Source organism: Aureibacillus halotolerans, assembly GCF_004363045.1.
GTDB lineage: Bacteria > Bacillota > Bacilli > Bacillales > DSM-28697 > Aureibacillus > Aureibacillus halotolerans.
In genome coordinates, this window is record NZ_SNYJ01000013.1 from 98807 (window position 1) to 115704 (window position 16898).

General features: G+C 45.3%; 16 protein-coding genes and 1 other annotated feature. Of the genes, 3 read left to right on the forward strand and 13 right to left on the reverse strand.

The window, feature by feature from the left end; genetic code table 11:
* Window positions 1-71: 71 nt before the first annotated feature.
* Window positions 72-404, reverse strand: a complete 333-nt coding sequence (locus EV213_RS14685) for a DUF1516 family protein (protein ID WP_243740181.1) — start codon at window positions 402-404, stop codon at window positions 72-74.
* A gap of 450 nt (window positions 405-854) precedes the next feature.
* Here EV213_RS14685 and EV213_RS14690 point away from each other — a divergent pair, with 450 nt between their 5' ends.
* On the forward strand, window positions 855-2807 hold the full coding sequence (locus tag EV213_RS14690; RefSeq protein WP_133581310.1) for a glucose PTS transporter subunit IIA: 1953 nt from the start codon (window positions 855-857) through the stop codon (window positions 2805-2807).
* On the opposite strand, the gene EV213_RS14695 is transcribed toward EV213_RS14690, so the two are convergent.
* Window positions 2799-3305: a GNAT family N-acetyltransferase gene (locus EV213_RS14695; protein WP_133581311.1), complete on the reverse strand. Its 507-nt coding sequence runs from the start codon at window positions 3303-3305 to the stop codon at window positions 2799-2801. The two genes, EV213_RS14690 and EV213_RS14695, sit on opposite strands and share 9 nt — an antisense overlap.
* A 112-nt stretch (window positions 3306-3417) precedes the next feature.
* Here EV213_RS14695 and EV213_RS14700 point away from each other — a divergent pair, with 112 nt between their 5' ends.
* Window positions 3418-4434 carry an NADP-dependent oxidoreductase gene (locus EV213_RS14700; protein ID WP_133581312.1) on the forward strand — a complete coding sequence of 339 codons (1017 nt, stop codon included), beginning with the start codon at window positions 3418-3420 and terminating at the stop codon, window positions 4432-4434.
* Between the two features lie 50 nt (window positions 4435-4484).
* Here EV213_RS14700 and EV213_RS14705 read toward each other — a convergent pair whose 3' ends face one another.
* The 10 genes from EV213_RS14705 to EV213_RS14745 form a co-directional block, all read right to left on the reverse strand.
* Entirely contained in the window at window positions 4485-5288 is an 804-nt protein-coding gene (locus EV213_RS14705) for a YwqG family protein (RefSeq protein WP_133581313.1), read from the reverse strand.
* Window positions 5289-5368: 80 nt separating this feature from the next.
* The gene (gene argS / locus EV213_RS14710; RefSeq protein WP_133581314.1) at window positions 5369-7060 is read right to left on the reverse strand and encodes an arginine--tRNA ligase; all 1692 of its coding nucleotides are present in this window, start codon (window positions 7058-7060) and stop codon (window positions 5369-5371) included.
* Between the two features lie 40 nt (window positions 7061-7100).
* Window positions 7101-7324 (reverse strand) — a binding site (T-box leader).
* A 59-nt stretch (window positions 7325-7383) separates the two neighbouring features.
* Window positions 7384-7524: a hypothetical protein gene (locus EV213_RS20815; RefSeq protein WP_166639336.1), complete on the reverse strand. Its 141-nt coding sequence runs from the start codon at window positions 7522-7524 to the stop codon at window positions 7384-7386.
* 23 nt (window positions 7525-7547) lie between these two features.
* Window positions 7548-8597 carry a calcium/proton exchanger gene (cax, locus tag EV213_RS14715; protein ID WP_133581315.1) on the reverse strand — a complete coding sequence of 350 codons (1050 nt, stop codon included), beginning with the start codon at window positions 8595-8597 and terminating at the stop codon, window positions 7548-7550.
* Window positions 8598-8684: 87 nt separating this feature from the next.
* Window positions 8685-9125 carry a hypothetical protein gene (locus EV213_RS14720; protein ID WP_133581316.1) on the reverse strand — a complete coding sequence of 147 codons (441 nt, stop codon included), beginning with the start codon at window positions 9123-9125 and terminating at the stop codon, window positions 8685-8687.
* Between the two features lie 155 nt (window positions 9126-9280).
* Window positions 9281-9697 carry a hypothetical protein gene (locus EV213_RS14725; protein ID WP_133581317.1) on the reverse strand — a complete coding sequence of 139 codons (417 nt, stop codon included), beginning with the start codon at window positions 9695-9697 and terminating at the stop codon, window positions 9281-9283.
* Window positions 9698-9888: 191 nt separating this feature from the next.
* Entirely contained in the window at window positions 9889-10602 is a 714-nt protein-coding gene (locus EV213_RS14730) for an exonuclease domain-containing protein (protein ID WP_133581318.1), read from the reverse strand.
* Window positions 10580-11584 (reverse strand): DUF294 nucleotidyltransferase-like domain-containing protein, encoded by a 1005-nt coding sequence (locus EV213_RS14735; RefSeq protein ID WP_166639337.1) that lies wholly within the window; start codon window positions 11582-11584, stop codon window positions 10580-10582. The genes EV213_RS14730 and EV213_RS14735 overlap by 23 nt, the downstream gene beginning before the upstream one ends.
* A 21-nt stretch (window positions 11585-11605) precedes the next feature.
* A complete protein-coding gene (locus EV213_RS14740; RefSeq protein ID WP_424923062.1) occupies window positions 11606-12916 on the reverse strand; it encodes an ammonium transporter in 1311 nt (436 codons plus the stop codon).
* Between the two features lie 412 nt (window positions 12917-13328).
* Window positions 13329-14015, reverse strand: a complete 687-nt coding sequence (locus tag EV213_RS14745) for a GNAT family N-acetyltransferase (protein ID WP_341770354.1) — start codon at window positions 14013-14015, stop codon at window positions 13329-13331.
* Between the two features lie 686 nt (window positions 14016-14701).
* Between EV213_RS14745 and EV213_RS14750 the strand changes: the two genes are divergently transcribed.
* Window positions 14702-15496, forward strand: a complete 795-nt coding sequence (locus EV213_RS14750; RefSeq protein ID WP_133581321.1) for an abortive infection family protein — start codon at window positions 14702-14704, stop codon at window positions 15494-15496.
* A 304-nt stretch (window positions 15497-15800) separates the two neighbouring features.
* On the opposite strand, the gene EV213_RS14755 is transcribed toward EV213_RS14750, so the two are convergent.
* On the reverse strand, window positions 15801-16718 hold the full coding sequence (locus EV213_RS14755; RefSeq protein ID WP_133581322.1) for an aldo/keto reductase: 918 nt from the start codon (window positions 16716-16718) through the stop codon (window positions 15801-15803).
* Between the last annotated feature and the right edge of the window lie 180 nt (window positions 16719-16898).

Here is a 16898-nt window from a genome sequence, read left to right on the forward strand (position 1 = left end):
CACACCTCCAAGTTTCTTTACATTCTGAAAAAAGAAAAGAGACTCCCCTTAGAAAGAGAAGTCGTCCGTTTTTAACCAAGCACACCATAGCCAAGCAAAACCACGAGAAGAAGCACAACGATAACGGCTACGAAAAGTCCAACAGCTTTTTCGCCACGTTTCTTCTTGCCAAGTGTTGCTTCCATCAGCCCAATGGCGACAATCGCCAAAATGGCTTTAATCACAAAATGGAGTGGAAAGCCATAACTAAACAGCATATAGCCACCCGAGAAAATCATAATGACATAAAACAAACGTAAAATCATTGGCAGGACTTTAACATTCGCAAACAGGTAAGACAATACAAATAGAATTACGACAAATGCCCATGAGCCTTCATGAGCTGCCTGCATACCGTCAATCATTTGGACTACACCCCTTTCCATCATCCCCAATACATACGGGGTCGGTATGATTTTACCATGTTCTACACGAAATGAGTAAAAGGAACAGCATTTTCACGAAACCGTCACTTCTTCATAAAAGCACATCATAAGAAGGAATCTACAAAGGGACTATGGAAAAAATAAAGTGGTCAGAAATTAGGGCGTGTCTTAAAACACGCTCAGAGTCATTTGTCACCGCCTTTTCCTCCCCTGCTTCGTTCCTTTTCCTTGACGTACGTCCGGTCCGTCTGCGAAAAAGCGCCTTGCTTGGAACGAAAATTCGGCAACATCTGCTCCCTTCTGAGTTCTCAGACACGCCCTAGTTCTATAGAGCATCACTGAATGACCACTCAAGGACTTCATTCCCATAGCTTATATAAGCCGATTTTGCGTCCACTTAATTCGCATAGAAACGGAGATGAGAACAACATGCTCGATTTTTTACAACGGTTAGGCAAAGCCCTAATGCTTCCGATTGCTGTTCTGCCGGCAGCAGGTATTTTAATAGGTATCGGACTCTTAATGCAAGAATACTCCATCGCTGGAGGGGCATTTGTCCAAGACGCTGGACTCGGCATTACCGGCAATCTCGCAATTATTTTTGCGGCTGGTGTTGCGGTCGGGTTTGCAAAGGATAGTCATGGCGCGGCTGCGATCGCAGGGGTCATAGGTTATTTTATTCTTTCCCAAGGGTTGATCGCGATTGGTGGTGAGGATATTGATATGGGCGTGCTCGGAGGTTTACTCTCTGGGGTGACTGCCGGTTTACTCTACAATCGCTTTAACAATATTCAGCTCCCCGAATTCCTCGCTTTCTTTGGTGGTCGGCGATTTGTTCCGATTGCTACGGCGGGACTTATGCTTCTCGTTACGATTATCCTAGGCTTTGTATGGCCGCCTATTCAAGGATTGGTCGAGGCAGGAGGGCAATCCATTGTAGATGCCGGGGCAGCTGGGGCAGGAATTTTTGGTTTTATTAACCGTCTGTTGATTCCTTTTGGCCTTCATCATGTCATTAATACACTCGTCTGGTTTCAATTTGGCGAATATAACGGCGTTACGGGAGATTTGAACCGCTTTTTAGAAGGAGACCCTGAGGCTGGCATTTTCATGGGTGGGTTTTATGTCATCATGATGTTTGGTATTCCAGGTGCTGCACTAGCGATTGGTCTTGCTGCGAAAAAGGAACGCCGAAAAGCAACACTGTTTGCGATGTCTAGCCTTGCGTTCACTTCCTTTTTCACCGGCATCACAGAACCTGTTGAATTCTCGTTTATGTTTTTGGCACCACTGCTCTATCTCATCCATGCCATTCTCACCGGATCGGCGCTGTATTTAGCCACGTTATTCGATGTGCATCACGGCTTCGGCTTTTCAGCAGGTGTGATTGATTTTGTTCTCCAATCCGCCCAAGGGCGTGGAGAATTAACATTATTGATCATGGGCGTTGTTTACTTTTTCGTCTATCTCGGGCTCTTTTATTTCGCCATTCGCTTTTTTGATCTAAAAACACCTGGTCGTGAGGATGAGGATGAGGAGCTTGCCGTAGCTGGCAGCCCTGGTCATGTCGATACAAACCCCTCCGGCTCATCGAAATTTGATCAGCAGTCCTTGCAGTTTATTGAAGATCTAGGAGGCGGCAGCAACATCCGTACCCTGGACCATTGCGCCACCAGATTGCGCTTAACTGTAGAAAATATGGATCAAATCAATGAAGCAGCGTTAAAATCGCATGGCGCTAGGGGTGTCATGAAGGTCAGCAAAACAAACCTTCAAGTCATCGTTGGCACACAGGTTGAATTTGTCTACAATGCCATGAAGGATTTGCTTAAGAATAAAAGCACCAATGCGGATCAATCCAATGAATCCTCTACACGAAATGAGACCGCAGAGCAAACAGCCGATCCGAATGATATTGCCGCTGTAGCTGCACCCCTATCTGGAAAGCTCATCCCTCTTGCGGACGTCAATGATGACATGTTCTCTACAGGAATGATGGGGGACGGCTTTGCGATCGAGCCAAGCGACGGGACCGTTTGCTCCCCTGTTTATGCCCGTGTCGAAATGATTGCCGACACGACACATGCCATTGGCTTGAAAACAAAAGCAGGAACCGAGTTACTTCTTCATATTGGGATTGACACTGTTGCATTGAAAGGCGATGGGTTTACTGCCCTCGTTGAAGTGGGCGATACTGTTCATCCGGGGCAGGCATTAATCAACTTTGATCTGGAGCGCGTTAAAAAACAAGCGTCTGTGGTCACGCCACTTATTTTCACCAACTTGCCTGAAGGTTGGGCAGTAGAGCACATGGCTACAGGAGATGTGACAGCTGGTCAGACTGGCATTATCCGAGCAAAAGCGGACACTGGTTCACATTGATGCCGTGTTTGCATAAACGAGCACATCCCTGCCATTGTAGGCACTCGTTTTTTCGTAGGCCATGCCAATACGTAGTGCAACAAAGATAGATGCTGGGTGGTTCGGGTGAATGAGGCATATAAATCGTTGAATGCCTAATACATTTTCCCCATAGTCCATACAGGCAGCCGCAGCTTCCTTTGCCAAACCTTTGCCCCAGTATTCCGGCAACAACCAATAGCCAATTTCAATCTCTGTGCGTCCATCGACAAGCTGACGCACAAGCCCAGCGTGACCTATCGGTTGATGGGTTTTGGCATCCAAAATCAGATGGAGTCCTAACCCATCTTTGTACCCTGGCAGCACCCAATATTGCAAGCTTCGTCGGGCCTCCTCGGAGGTCTTTTTCTGCCCATTGCCTATAAAACGGACGACATCAGGATGTTGCCAAAGTGATGTATAAAACATCAAGTCTTCCATTGTATAGCGTCGGAATTGCAATCGTTGCGTCGGATGCATATATGTCCCTCCATTGAAATGTTTGAGAAAGTCGCTTATTGGAAATGTATATTGTATTGAAGAATTATGTACGATAAGAACGAGTTTGAACCTACGATAAAGGAGCTTGGCTATGGAATTGAAAAATGAACAGTTACTACTTATAAACAGACCATCCGGGTTACCTACAAAAGAGGATTTTTCATTCGAGCAATTAGATACACCTGTCTTAGGCGAAGGTGAAGTCATTGTTCGTACTTTATACCTTTCTGTCGACCCTTACATGCGTGGTCGTATGAACGATACAAAATCTTATGTGCCTCCGTTTCAGTTAGATCAAGCGATTTCTGGTGGGCTCATAGGAGAAGTGACTGAAACCGCCACGGATACTTTTGCTGTCGGTGATCTTGTGACCGGCATTTTGCCGTTCCGACGTGTCAATGCCGTCAAGGAAAGCCTGCTCAGGAAAATTACATCGGATCCGCTTCCTCCATCCGTTTTCTTAGGACCACTTGGCATGACTGGATTGACAGCCTACTTCGGCCTGCTTGACATCGGCAACCCTTCGGAGGGAGACACCTTAGTTGTGTCCGGTGCAGCTGGAGCTGTTGGTAGTTTAGTATGTCAGATTGGAAAATTAAAAGGTGCTCACGTGGTAGGTATCGTGGGATCAGATGAAAAAGCAGCGTATCTCAAAGAATTAGGCGTTGACGCAACAGTGAATTATAAAACAGACGATGTGCCCTCTGCTTTGGAGACCGCCTGTCCAGATGGGATTGACATTTACTTTGATAATGTCGGAGGTCCTGTATCAGACGCTGCCCTTTCACTCATAAATGACGGTGCTCGCATCCCGATTTGCGGTCAAATATCATTATATAACTTACAAAAACAAGACGTTGGGCCTCGCATCCAACCGAACTTACTAGTAAACCGTGCCTTAATGAAAGGATTCATTGTCTCTGATTACGCGCATCGTTACGCGGAAGGCGAAGCCCAACTAACAGAGTGGCTATTGCAAGGTAAGCTGACGTACAGAGAATCTGTTATTGACGGCTTTGAAAACACTGTAGATGCCTTTCTCGGACTCTTTTCAGGCACGAACATCGGCAAGCAGCTTGTGCATGTCGCAGATCCCGTTCGTCACTAAAACCTCATTACATTCACTGGGAAACAAAAAATGCTCATAGCAGACCTGTGCTATGAGCAATCCCAGTTGTATAATACTTGATCAAAGTTGCGGTTTTTTAAGTCCTCTTCACGAATAAAAAAGTTGGCTACGCCACAGTCTCCCCATAAAATGCCCATTGAATAGTCTGTATCTATCTGAAACAATAGGCGCGAATGCGACTGGTGTTCATAGACCCTAGGGTCCTCTTGCGTGAAATACGCGTATCCCCCTATTTTATGTCCCTGCCCTCCGTGGAGATCATTATAGTCCCCCCACGTCGTATCTGCTTCATGTCCGTATTGCTTAAAAAAGTGCCACGCGTCATCGTGAAAGTGTGTTTTAAAGCGAACATCACCGACGGACACCATTTCCTCATCCAAAACGGCGAACAAGGCAATGTCGATATCGTCCTCTTCAAAAGGCGAGCTGTCGATCGTCCTCACAAATGAAAAATCAGACATAAGCTCCTGCTCTTCGAAAAGCTCTTCAAAATACAATACACGGAAATCCTTTTGGCTTAAAGGCTCATCAAAGTCTATTCCGTACACGTCATCGCTGACGGAAATGTAAAACTGAAGAATGCCTTTGTCTGGATAATCTTCAAGCGCAGGAAGTTGTGCGAAGTTCAATTGCGCCAACAGCTTCATTGGAACCCCATGGCTGTCCTCAGGATACGATTCATTGTTTGGAAAATAAGGCGTACCCCCGAATTTGCTATCGTAAGGGCCTGTTTTCGCTAGCACGCCGCGCAAGCGCACGAACGGTAACATCGTCTGCTCAAATTGTTCTCGATACGTTTCTAACACTTTAGGCAATGCCAGTTGTTTTTTCATTTTTCTTCCCACCTTTGCCACCAACATCTCTGTGTATCTTACATGCCTACAAGGCACCCTGCAAGCTTCAAGGTGTTTTGTTACATTTTCTCTGGCGCCTGAATTCCCAACAGTTTCAGCCCATCCTCTAACACAGTGGCAACTGTCCACACAATCGTCAAACGTGTAGCTTTGTTCGCAGAATCGTCGATGATACGCACTTGGCTATAAAATGTGTTGAACGCTTTTGCCAATGAAAGCAGATGCCTTGCGATGAGTGAAGGATCTGTCTGCTGCCACGCTTGCTTAATTTTTGCTGGCCATTCTTCCAATGCTTTAACGATCGGCCATGCCTCCTCGTCAATTTCTGTTATTGTATGCTGATCAGCTTCGCTCCATCCCCCTTTTTCTAACAGCGTTTTTGCTCTAGCAAAGGTGTACTGAAGATACGGACCTGTTTCACCTTCAAAGGTAAGCATCTGCTCCAGAGAAAATTCCACATCATTTTGGCGATAATGCTTTAAATCATGGAAGATCAGCGCCCCAACAGCAACCTTTTCGGCCACCTTTTCCATCTCAAATAAATGAGGCGTTCTTGCTTGGATCGAGGCGAGCGCGCGATTTTTCGCCTCATCTAGAACGTCTTCTAGCATGACGACGTGCCCCTTTCTCGTGGACATTTTTTTCCCACCAGATAAAAGCAGTCCAAAAGAGACATGCTCCACTTGGTCTGCCCAAGAGGCACCCATCTTTTTTAGCACCTCCTTCACTTGAACAAAATGAAGCGCCTGCTCCTGCCCTACCACATACAACATTCGTGTTGGTTCATAGGACGTGTGACGATCAAACGCCGCCGCCAAATCTCTCGTAGCGTACAATGAAGCGCCATCCTTTTTTTGAATAAGACAAGGGGGCACCTCACCATCCAAGCGAACAACTGAAGCCCCTTGAGACTCTTCTAGCAAACCTTTGCTTTTAAGCTCATTCACAATTGGTTTCATTTTGTCGTTATAATAGGCCTCGCCTCGCACAAGATCAAAGCTCACATTAAGTCGTTGATACAAGTGATTAAACGACTCTAAAGACAGCTCACGAAACCAGCGCCAAAGCGCCAACGCATCTGCATCCCCTGCTTCGAGCTTTACGAACCACTGTCTGCCTGCATCCTCCAACTCAGGAGTATGTTTTGCCTCCTTGTGAAAACGAACATACATCTGAAACAAGGCACGAATGGGGTCTGCTTTCGTATCATACTCCGTATGCCATAATGTATATGCTGCAATGAGCTTACCGAATTGCGTCCCCCAATCGCCAATATAATTAATGCGGATGGGCATATAGCCATTTTTTTCAGCAAGTCGAGCTATAGATTGCCCTATGACCGTTGAGCGAAGATGCCCCATTGAAAAAGGCTTTGCAATGTTCGGAGACGAAAAATCAATCGGAACGTTTGCGTTGTTCCCAGAGCTGTTTGAGCCGTAGGTGCTTCCATTGTCCAATATCTGTTTCAGCACTTGATTCGCAATGATATTGCGATGAAAGAGCACATTGACATACCCGCCTACAGCAACGACGCGCTTAATCCAAGGATGGTGAAGGCGCTCAGCAAGCTCCGAAGCAATCACTGTCGGTGCTTTCCTTTGTTGTTTAGCCAAGATAAAGCATGGAAAGGCCAAATCTCCATGCCCAGCTTGTTTCGGGGTCTCTATCAGCTGATAGACGTCATCTAAAGTTACATTTTCCGCAACCGCCTCTTGTACGACCGTACTCCAAATCGTTTTCAATGATTCCATTTGCCCAACCCTTTCTGCACGCAAAAAACCCCCATCTCAATAAAGAGACGGGGGTCCGTGGTGCCACTCTTATTGGAAAGATCATCAAATAAATCTTTCCCACTTCCTAGTCGATAACGCGACTAACGTCAAGCCCTACTTTCTTCAGACGTTCAGGCCTGCTTCTCCAGAGTCCGGTTCACTGCTGGTTCATGACTGGGCTCTCACTCTCCCCAATTCGCTAAGCATGCGCCAAACAGCTACTCTCTCTTTCGTTGACATTTTAGATAAAATTTCTGAAATTATACCAAGGCTGATCCTGAACGTCAATAGTCCTTTGCCATTTACCGTGGGGTTTTCGGAAATGCTGGCGGCGTCTTGCTTTGTTTCGCCAGCTTTTGATACACCTCTCTATACGTCCAGCCTGAAGCACTCAGTTGAGTACGATTGTTTTTAGTGGAAACGGTTGCCGTATACGTCTTCATTTTAGATCACTTCTCCTTTTCGTTTAAAGAAAATAAAATCCGATCGCTAAAATAATATACGCCCCAAGCAATAGCGCTCCTTCAAACCAATTCGTATCGCCATCGTTGGTCACTGAAATCACAAGAAATATAGAAACGATCATTGCAATAAGTTCAGGTATTGTAAACACCAGGGCCATTGGTTGTCCAATCAGAAATGACAAAAACACAAGCAGTGGTACAACAAACATTGCAATCTGTATCGTTGACCCTAAAGCAATTTCAATGGCGACATTCATGCGATTTTTGTACGCCATTAAGACGGCTGACGCGTGTTCCGCAGCATTCCCGATGATGGCGACGAGAATAATCCCAATAAAAAGTTCACTCCATCCAAACGTTCTCGCCACATCCTCTAATGTATGTACGAGCTGCTCGGAAATGTACGCGACCGCTGCCGTAGTTAATCCAAGTATGATGGTCGCTTTACGCGCTGACCACTCTGGGGTTTCTTCCTCTTCAGGTTCATCACCTGGCTGAGAATAAACACCTCGATGAGTCACTAGCCGGAAAATAAGAGCTAAAGCATAAAATACGATTAACACAATAGAGATGGCAATGCTCATTGTATAGGTTGTTTCCTCTGATACTTGTTGTGAAAAAATCTCTGGAATAACAAACGCGACGAGCACTGCAAAAATTAGCAGCCCAGAGTGATGACGCGCATCATGCACATTAAAGGTTTGGCGTTTGAATCTTAATCCCCCAACAAAAAAGGATAACCCTGCAACAAGTAACAGATTCCCAATAACAGAACCAGTGAGGGAGGCAAGGACCACATTCACAAGCCCCGCCTGCAAAGCAAAAATCGAGATAATTAATTCCACGGCGTTGCCGAACGTGGCGTTGAGCAAACCACCCAGCCTTGGACCGGTGACGATTGCCAAGCTCTCCGTTGCCCTGCCAATATAGGCAGATAACGCAACAATCGTTAAAGAATAGACGATAAACATTAGCGTAGAGGACAGATAGAAGCTACCCAGAACTGAAAATGGGACACCAATACAAACCATCCAAAAAAACACACGATTCAATTTGAGGACTTCCTTTCATTTCATGGCGATCATCCACCATACTTCTGATTTACCCGTTTTACATAAAATCTAACATTTTTTTGCCTATTAATTGGGCACCGCACCGGAAAGCACCAGTAAAAGTTCATCTACAGAAGACGACATTTCACACTCATACCACGATCCTTCAACATCTTTCAAAAGGACCCAAGGCTTTTTTTCCTCCGGAATAACGACGACAAGCTGAATGACTTGGCCGCTAAACGACGTATTGTCTATAACAACAGGCGGCATAAACGGAATACGCACTAAAACGCCATCCCTAGGCAACCTTGATGCAGAATCAATTTTTTTATACGCTGTGAACGATGTAAACAATCGCAAGCTGGCCCTTTGAACTAGCTCCCCGTTGGCCCACACCTCCTCCACTCCACTCGTCAAGTGAAGCATACGTACTGGTGGGATCTCATGGCTTCTTGCCGCGGAAGCCTGGGAAACGTCAAAAGACCACAGCCAGAGAACAGCCATAGCAATGACAAGCCCTTTCATCTTCCCAATCAACTCCTTTACAAGTAGGATTGCCCAAGTAAAAAAGAAGTATGTGATTGATTGAATTTACTTGCGGGCTTGACGCCCAAGGCACGCTTACCAACTCACACACCTATTAACCACTACACCAAAAAAAGAACCCACGTGTGAGTTCCTTAAAATCGTTCCAATTGATCTACCTTAGCGGTCCACTGACCTTGCCCTAGGATGCCTTGATGATGCTTCGTCATTTGCAGATGAAGGGAGCCAGACAACACTTTTGGGTCGCCAGTTTGCTTATCTGTAGTAAAGGAATCCATAATAACTTGAACGTCATAGTCCGGCCCCTGACCATCATTCACAAAAATAAAATGATCTGGCGCAGGTAAGTTATGCGCTTCGGTATACTCATAATAATAGCGTAGCTGTTCATAATCTGCGGTAGACATGGACTCTGGTTGCACGCCTTGTTGCACCATAGACAACATATGTCGCGCTTCCTGTTCGGGAGAATCCTGAACGTAGACAACGCCAACAAATAAAATAGCCCCTAGCAAAACCATGCCGAGAAGCATTTCTAATCCTGCTTTCATTTGGTTCACCTCATGTCTTTGTTTTGTAAGCTTTTGTTCATGCAGTTTCGCATGAAAGCCACTAAAGACACGGTCGTTCTAACTGGCCGTGAGAATAGTGCTCCTCTGTTAATGGAAAGCTATTGTACACCCATAGCATTCTTTTTACAAGTGTTATGCTTCCCAATGCAAGCTGCCTATATTCTCATTTCTTAAAACATGCCGAGCTGTTCGTATACATCCTGCAGCGTTCTCACAGATCCTCTTTCAAAGCTGGACACACTGTTGCACCAGAGCGTGGCCGTCACTTTCGCGTCCTCAAGGGCATGATGCCTATGCTCAATCTCAATGCCTGCTGCTTGACAGCACTCGTCAAGTGTCGTTAATTCTGCAGATTGATACGCCAGTCTAGCAAGCCACATCGTATCGACAATACGTCGCTTGAAGCCCATTCCCCACGTGTCTAAAAACGCCGCCTCCATAAATCGCTTTTCATGTCCTGCATGGTGAGCGACCAATACATCGGTACCAACAAAAGAGAGAAACGATGCGAGCACATCCTTTATTGCTGGAGAATCGAGCAATTCTTCATGCGTAAGCCCCGTCAACTCAGCGATTTCTGGCGCAAGCGGCTCTTCGTATAAGACCGTTGAATAAAAGGTGTCGTCTGTACATTCGCCGTTTCTCACTTTAATCGCACCGATGGACAGAATGACATCGCCTTTGTCTGGCCAAAACCCAGTCGTCTCAAAGTCAAACACCGTCAACTCCAGCTGCTTAAGAGGCACCGATAACGTTTCATGGCGTTTCATCTCTCGTTGGAGCTTGCGTACAAAGGCGGCATGACTAGGATTGGTTTCTGATAAGGAAGAAAACCCACGCCCTCCGAAGCGACGCATCATATCAGAAATTCGTTGAAATGGCATGGGAGGAGCACCCTTTCCTTACTTTTTGATGAATTTGCTGATGAATACGTCCAGCTTCTTTGAGCAAATGCTTGAGCTGTTTCTTGTCTTCCTTCCCTAACGATTTCACATCGACGTAATGGACATCCTCATAGGCACTGTTTGCTTCTTTTAAACGCAAGCGAAGGGCTAACAGGTTTTCGTAATCGGTACGCCACCTCGGCAAATCTGTATTGCCAGGAAAGCGACGACTTAACTGCTCTAAACGGTCTAAGGTTGAGGTTTCCAGCAATGCCTCTTCAATCGCCATCAAACGAACACTATTGATAAAAGGGAGCAGCGCTGTTTCTTTTAATTGCAGTGCTCCGGTATGTGGTCCATGGTCTTCCGGCAACAGCTGATCAAAGACACCCATTGCTTTTTTTCGTTTGCGCGTGTTTTCCTCCATTCGGCACAACACGTCCTGCTTTTGAAGCACACGCTTGAACACATGGCCTTTGCTCCTGGCAAGCAAAGTATCGTCACCTAAAACTGTGCGTCCATCCATGAAAATGATTAAATGACGAATTGTTTCCCACGCACTCTCATTCATCCAATATTCGAGCTGTTCAAACCAACCTGCTTCAGATTTGCACCAGCGTGGATAGGAGCTCATTACCTTTCCTTCACAGTAAGGGTACCCAAGCTCGTACAAGCCATCACTTAGCTCTTTTCCAAGCCCCAGAAAATACTCTTCATGCCCCTCTTCAGTGAAGACAATACCATGATCCTGATCACTCGCTGACGCCTGTTCCATTCGTCCCGCACTTCCCATCACAAACCAGTTAAACGCCACAGGCGGCTCCCCGTAAACGCGCGAAAAGCGGCCGAGTGCCGCCTCCGCCGTTCGCGTCAAAACATGATCATGAAGTTCTCGAAGCTTTGCAGGATGATAAGCCGCTTCACTCAACTGCTCATCACGCCAGATCCTGATCTCTTCGTATACATCTGGAGTGTCAGTCACAAGCAAAACTCCTCTCCATAGCTAGCCTTTAAATGAATTCCCTTGTGGTGCCGAAGTTGCTGATTCTTTTGATGCAGCTTGCTCGACAACGGCTTGCATAGACTCTGGATAACCGTAACTGCCATGCTCAGCCATATCAAGACCCATAATTTCTTCCTCTTCAGATACTCTCAAGCCACCAAGAACAGCTTTCAAGACTAGTAGCAGGACAAAGGCAACGCCAAACGCGTAAAGCGCTGAAACGCCAACACCCGTTGCTTGCACGAGCAACTGCTCGAATCCGCCTCCATAGAAAAGACCTGCACGCCCACCATTGGCAGCCGCCAATTCTGGTGTTGCGAAAAATCCAGTGGATAATGTGCCCCACACACCTGCCATACCGTGAACAGAGAGGGCAAAAATCGGATCATCAATGTTTAATTTTTCAAACAATATCATACTATAGTAAACCAAAATACCGGCAACGAGTCCAATGATAATAGCACCAAGAGGTGAAACGAATGCACAGGATGCTGTAATGGCGACGAGACCAGCAAGTGCTCCATTGAGCATCGTTGGTACATCAGACTTTCCAGCACTCATCCAAGAGACAGCAAGTGCTCCTATCGCCCCTACGCCTGCTGCAATGTTCGTGACAAGCGCAACATAGCCGAAGAAGCCATCATCTACACCGAGCGTGCTTCCTGCATTAAAACCAAACCAACCGACCCATAGAATTAATACCCCTAAAGCCGTAAACACTTGGTTGTGACCAAACAATTGATTCGGTGAACGGTCCTTATTGTATTTGCCAAGACGAGGTTTTAAAAGAAGCGTCGCTGCCAACGCGGCCATCGCACCGGTTAAATGCACAACGGTTGATCCAGCAAAATCCTGCTTTCCAAGCGCAGACAACCAGCCGCCTCCCCAGATCCAGTGAGCAATCACCGGGTAAACCAAGACGGAGAACAAGACAGCGAACAGAACGTAGACGGAAAGCTTCGCTCTCTCCGCGAAACCACCGAACGCAATGGTTAAGGAGATGCCCGCAAATGCGGTTTGGAATAGAAAGAACGCAGGTCCAGCAATATCTTGCCCCAGGTCTCCTCCATCGTAGAAGAAGTTAGAAAAGCCGATAAATGCGTTTCCTTCTCCGAAAATCAAGCCATAGCCTAGCGCCCAGAAGACTATAGAGGAAATCCCAAACGTAAAGATTGTTTTGCCGGCAATGTGACCAGCATTTTTCATCCTCGTAGAACCAGCCTCGAGCATGATAAATCCGCCTAACATGAAGATGACTAGAATTGCAGAGACGACGACCCAAAGTGTGTTAATGAGCTGTGGTATTTCCAATCCATCCATTCCCCTTTCAATATCATGTTAATTTTCCTCACCTATAAAAGGTAAGTTTTCTAACATCATTATCGTATTTCTTATTTTACGCACAATAAATTTGCTGTCAACCGATTTTAGAAAATTTACGCCTTTATTTCAATTAGTGTGTCAGGATATCTAACATAAGGGGATCGTTCGTTCCTAAAACTGACTCTTTTTGAATTTTAATATCGAAAGTAGTTTTGTATTTCCGACTTAACATTACAAAAATCACCTCATTCTCCCTTTTCTAGGACTACCGCCTCACGGATATGTCTCATTACATGTAGGACTCCAGACTCTGCAACAATTCCCTTAAACGCCTATCATTAAAAACAAAAGAAGCTATCCCTAAGATCATTGCTGTGATCTTAGGGATAGCTTCTCTCGGTCAAGGAATATTGGATTCTGATAAGATGGGATTCGCCCACTCCATTAGAACGGCGTACCCTTTTGACTGGTCATCATCGATATAATCCGGCAGTAATTTTATCGGGCGCCGACCACTTTTCATTAGCATCGTGACAATCGGATCAGTTCTCTTGCCTGAGAGAATGTCCTCCAGGTATTCATGAGGCGTGAGTTGATCAGCCACTTTTGCATACCCTGGCATTCGCACACCTCCGAACAGCTTTTTTAAGCGATAGGCGGTTGTAACCTCGTACAATGAACTCATAAGCTTGCTTCCGATTCCTTGCCCCCTAAATTCAGGGCTTACACAAAGGTCGACCACATAAAGCGCATCGCCTTGTGGATTATGGTTTCGAATCATGCCATCATCGGTTATCGTCGCCCATGTGTGCTCTGCATAATCCTCTTCTCTAACAATCAAGCTTGTAATAGATCCCACAAGCTTTCCATCCACTTCTGCACATAAAGCACCGTCAGGAAATAGCGTTACATGATTTTGAAGCTGTTCAACATCCCAGTGAAGCTCAGACGGGAATGGCGGTGGAAAGCACTCTTCTTGCAGACGAATTAACCCTTCAAAATCGGGCGGTGTATAGGTCCTGATTGTCCCAAAAGTAGGCGTGTTGCCCGGGTAAAAATAAAGCTCTTTATAAAATATATGTCCCATCTCCTTTACCGTACATAAATGCCTCGTTTCCATTGTAACAGAATTGGGAAGGATGGTGCCTTTAATGTCTTCCTAAAGAATACAGATTGACAACCCTTTCACCCGAGCGTAATGTACGTTTAGTATGATGTAAGGGAGGATTGCTTCGTGCGACACTGATCTTCAAACACCATACAGAAAAATTATTTAACAAGGATTTGTCCATTTCATCCTTTATTATTGACGCCATGCTTATTCTTCTTGCTAATGTGCTGCAAAGGTCCTACACAAGGCAAACGGAACAGTGGCTATTAGGTTCTTCTTCAATAGCAAATTCGGACATTATTCAGTTTCTGACGCAAAACGTCAACGATCGGGAAGCAATCGAGCACACTTTTATCGACAATTTAAAAAGGTGTTTGATATGTCACAGGCTAAATTGAGAAAAGGGAAATAGCGTCATGATTTACGGAAAATCAGAAGATCCACAGGTGTAGGCAAAGCTAGTGCCCTCATAATAGACAAGCAGCCATACGCTCGCTTTCCGCGGGCGAACTGCGAGCCTCCTCGGCGCGTTTTCACGCGCGCTGTGGGGTCTCGCTTAGCTCGCTGTTCCCGCAGGAGTTTCGCTAGTGGCAGCTTTTGGTTAAACCCTGTTTTAATTTTTGGTAAAATAGCAGGAGCAATATCATATATGGGGGTTGCAAATGGTACACAAACGCACATTGCACGTTTTCTACGACTTGTTAAGCGGAAATAGTTCTCTGGCAAGGATACAAAAATTGTTTGAAGGTGAAGGGATTTTTGAAAATGAGAAATACGCAAGTAATTTAGGAGGACAAAGAAGGGCTCTTGCTGATACCTATGTCGCTTCATTAAACTTAAATAACTCACATGATGCAAGAAAGCTCTTGAATGTATTTGAAATTTTCTATTTAGAACTAGAAGAAGATGAAGATTTCTTGGAAGGTAAAGATTGGCGGCAATTTTTGAAATTACTTGAACGAGACGGATATGAGTTTTCTGACGGTAAGATACAATATACCAACTCCACATTCATTACTAGTGAGATAGAAGGATACACAAGTGAATATAGCATCGAGCATGTGGAAAATGACTGGAAACGCGCTCTTAACCAAGCAAAAACCGACCCTGAAGATGCAATTACGGCGTCATTGTCCATGATTGAAAGCACCTTGAAGTGGATTCTTGATGAAAAAGGTGAAAATTATAAGAAAGGAGATAGTTTGAATCAATTATATAAACAAGTTTTTCAATTATTAAATATGGCTCCCGACCAGCACAGTGAAGGGATATTCAAGCAAATTCTCGGATCAATAAGTGGAGTTGTAACAGGACTTGGCTCCTTGAGGAATGAATTTGGGGACTCCCATGGTAAAGGAAGAAACAATACAAAACCTAGTGAGAGACATGCTAAGTTTGCCATTAACTTGAGCGGAACCATGTGTATATATCTAATAGAGACCTTTCAAAAAGAGTAAACACTTACAAATACATAGGCTTCTTGTTTATACATAGTAGATTTTCAATGTACAAGTGAGTTCTTTCCTTGAAACCGAACAACAAAAGTAGCATGAAATTAAAACATAGGCCATAAGCGTAGGCAACATACAGACTCCTGCGGGAACAGCGCGAGCTGAAGATCCCGCAGGAAAGCTTTTTTTGCTTTCCGAGGAAGCTGAAGCCGTGCCCGGCGGCAAAGAAAACACGACGAGGTCTTCTCGAGTCGATGTTGCACTTGTACCCTTTAGGGTGAAAGCGAAGTATTTTGCCGAAGCGTTCGGTTTAAGGCAGTGTATTTCCTGCGATTCGGTAAAGTTCGTACCATTCTTCTTTCGTCAGCTTCACGTCTGAAGCTTTTGCGATATTTGCTAAACGTTGTGGATTCATCGTCCCAATGACAGGCTGGATGTTGGCAGGATGGCGTAAAATCCACGCAATGGCGATCGCTGAATCCGTTACATCATATTTCTCCGCAAATTCCTGAAGCTTTCCGTTAACCTCTGGAAATTTATCATTTCCTATAAACGTCCCTTCGATCATGCCATATTGAAACGGCGACCACGCTTGGATGGTCATATCATTCAAACGGCTGTAGTCGAGCATCCCGCCATCACGCATAACCGACCCGTCATTTTGCATGTTGACGTTGATGCCGGCATCGATCATCGGCGTATGCATGACGCTGAACTGCATCTGGTTAATGATCAATTTTTGCTCAACTGATTTTTTCAGCAGTTCGATCTGTAGCGCATTGTGGTTACTAACACCGAAATGACGAACCTTCCCGCTTTTCTCCAGCTCATTAAATGCTTCTGCAACCTCATCTGGCTCCATTAACGCATCCGGTCGGTGCAATAACAAAATATCGATGTACTCCGTCTGCAACCGCTTTAAACTACCTTCTACTGAGCGTAAAATATGCTCCTTCGAAAAATCATAAAGCCCTTTGCGGATGCCACATTTCGTTTGGAGGATCATTTTTTCACGTACGGAAGAATCCATCCCGATTGCGTTCGCAAATACCGTTTCTGATTCTCCACCACCATAAATGTCCGCATGGTCAAACAGATCGACGCCATGTTCTATCGCATTATCAATAACGTGTCTCGCATCGTCTTGAGAAAGCGAGCTCAGCCGCATGCATCCAAGCGAAATCTCCCCTACTTCCAATCCACTTTTTCCTAATTCGATCTTCTTCACAAAAGCCACCTCTTTCCGTAAAGTTATGCTTCCATTCTACCATTTCGAACCTTCAAAACAATACAATGCTTTGTCATTGAAAAATTGATTACGGCCAATGAAATGTACCATCATTGACATAGATCTTACCAACGAATGCCAAAGATTGTACCAGTGAATGCCAAGCGATGTACCGTGCTC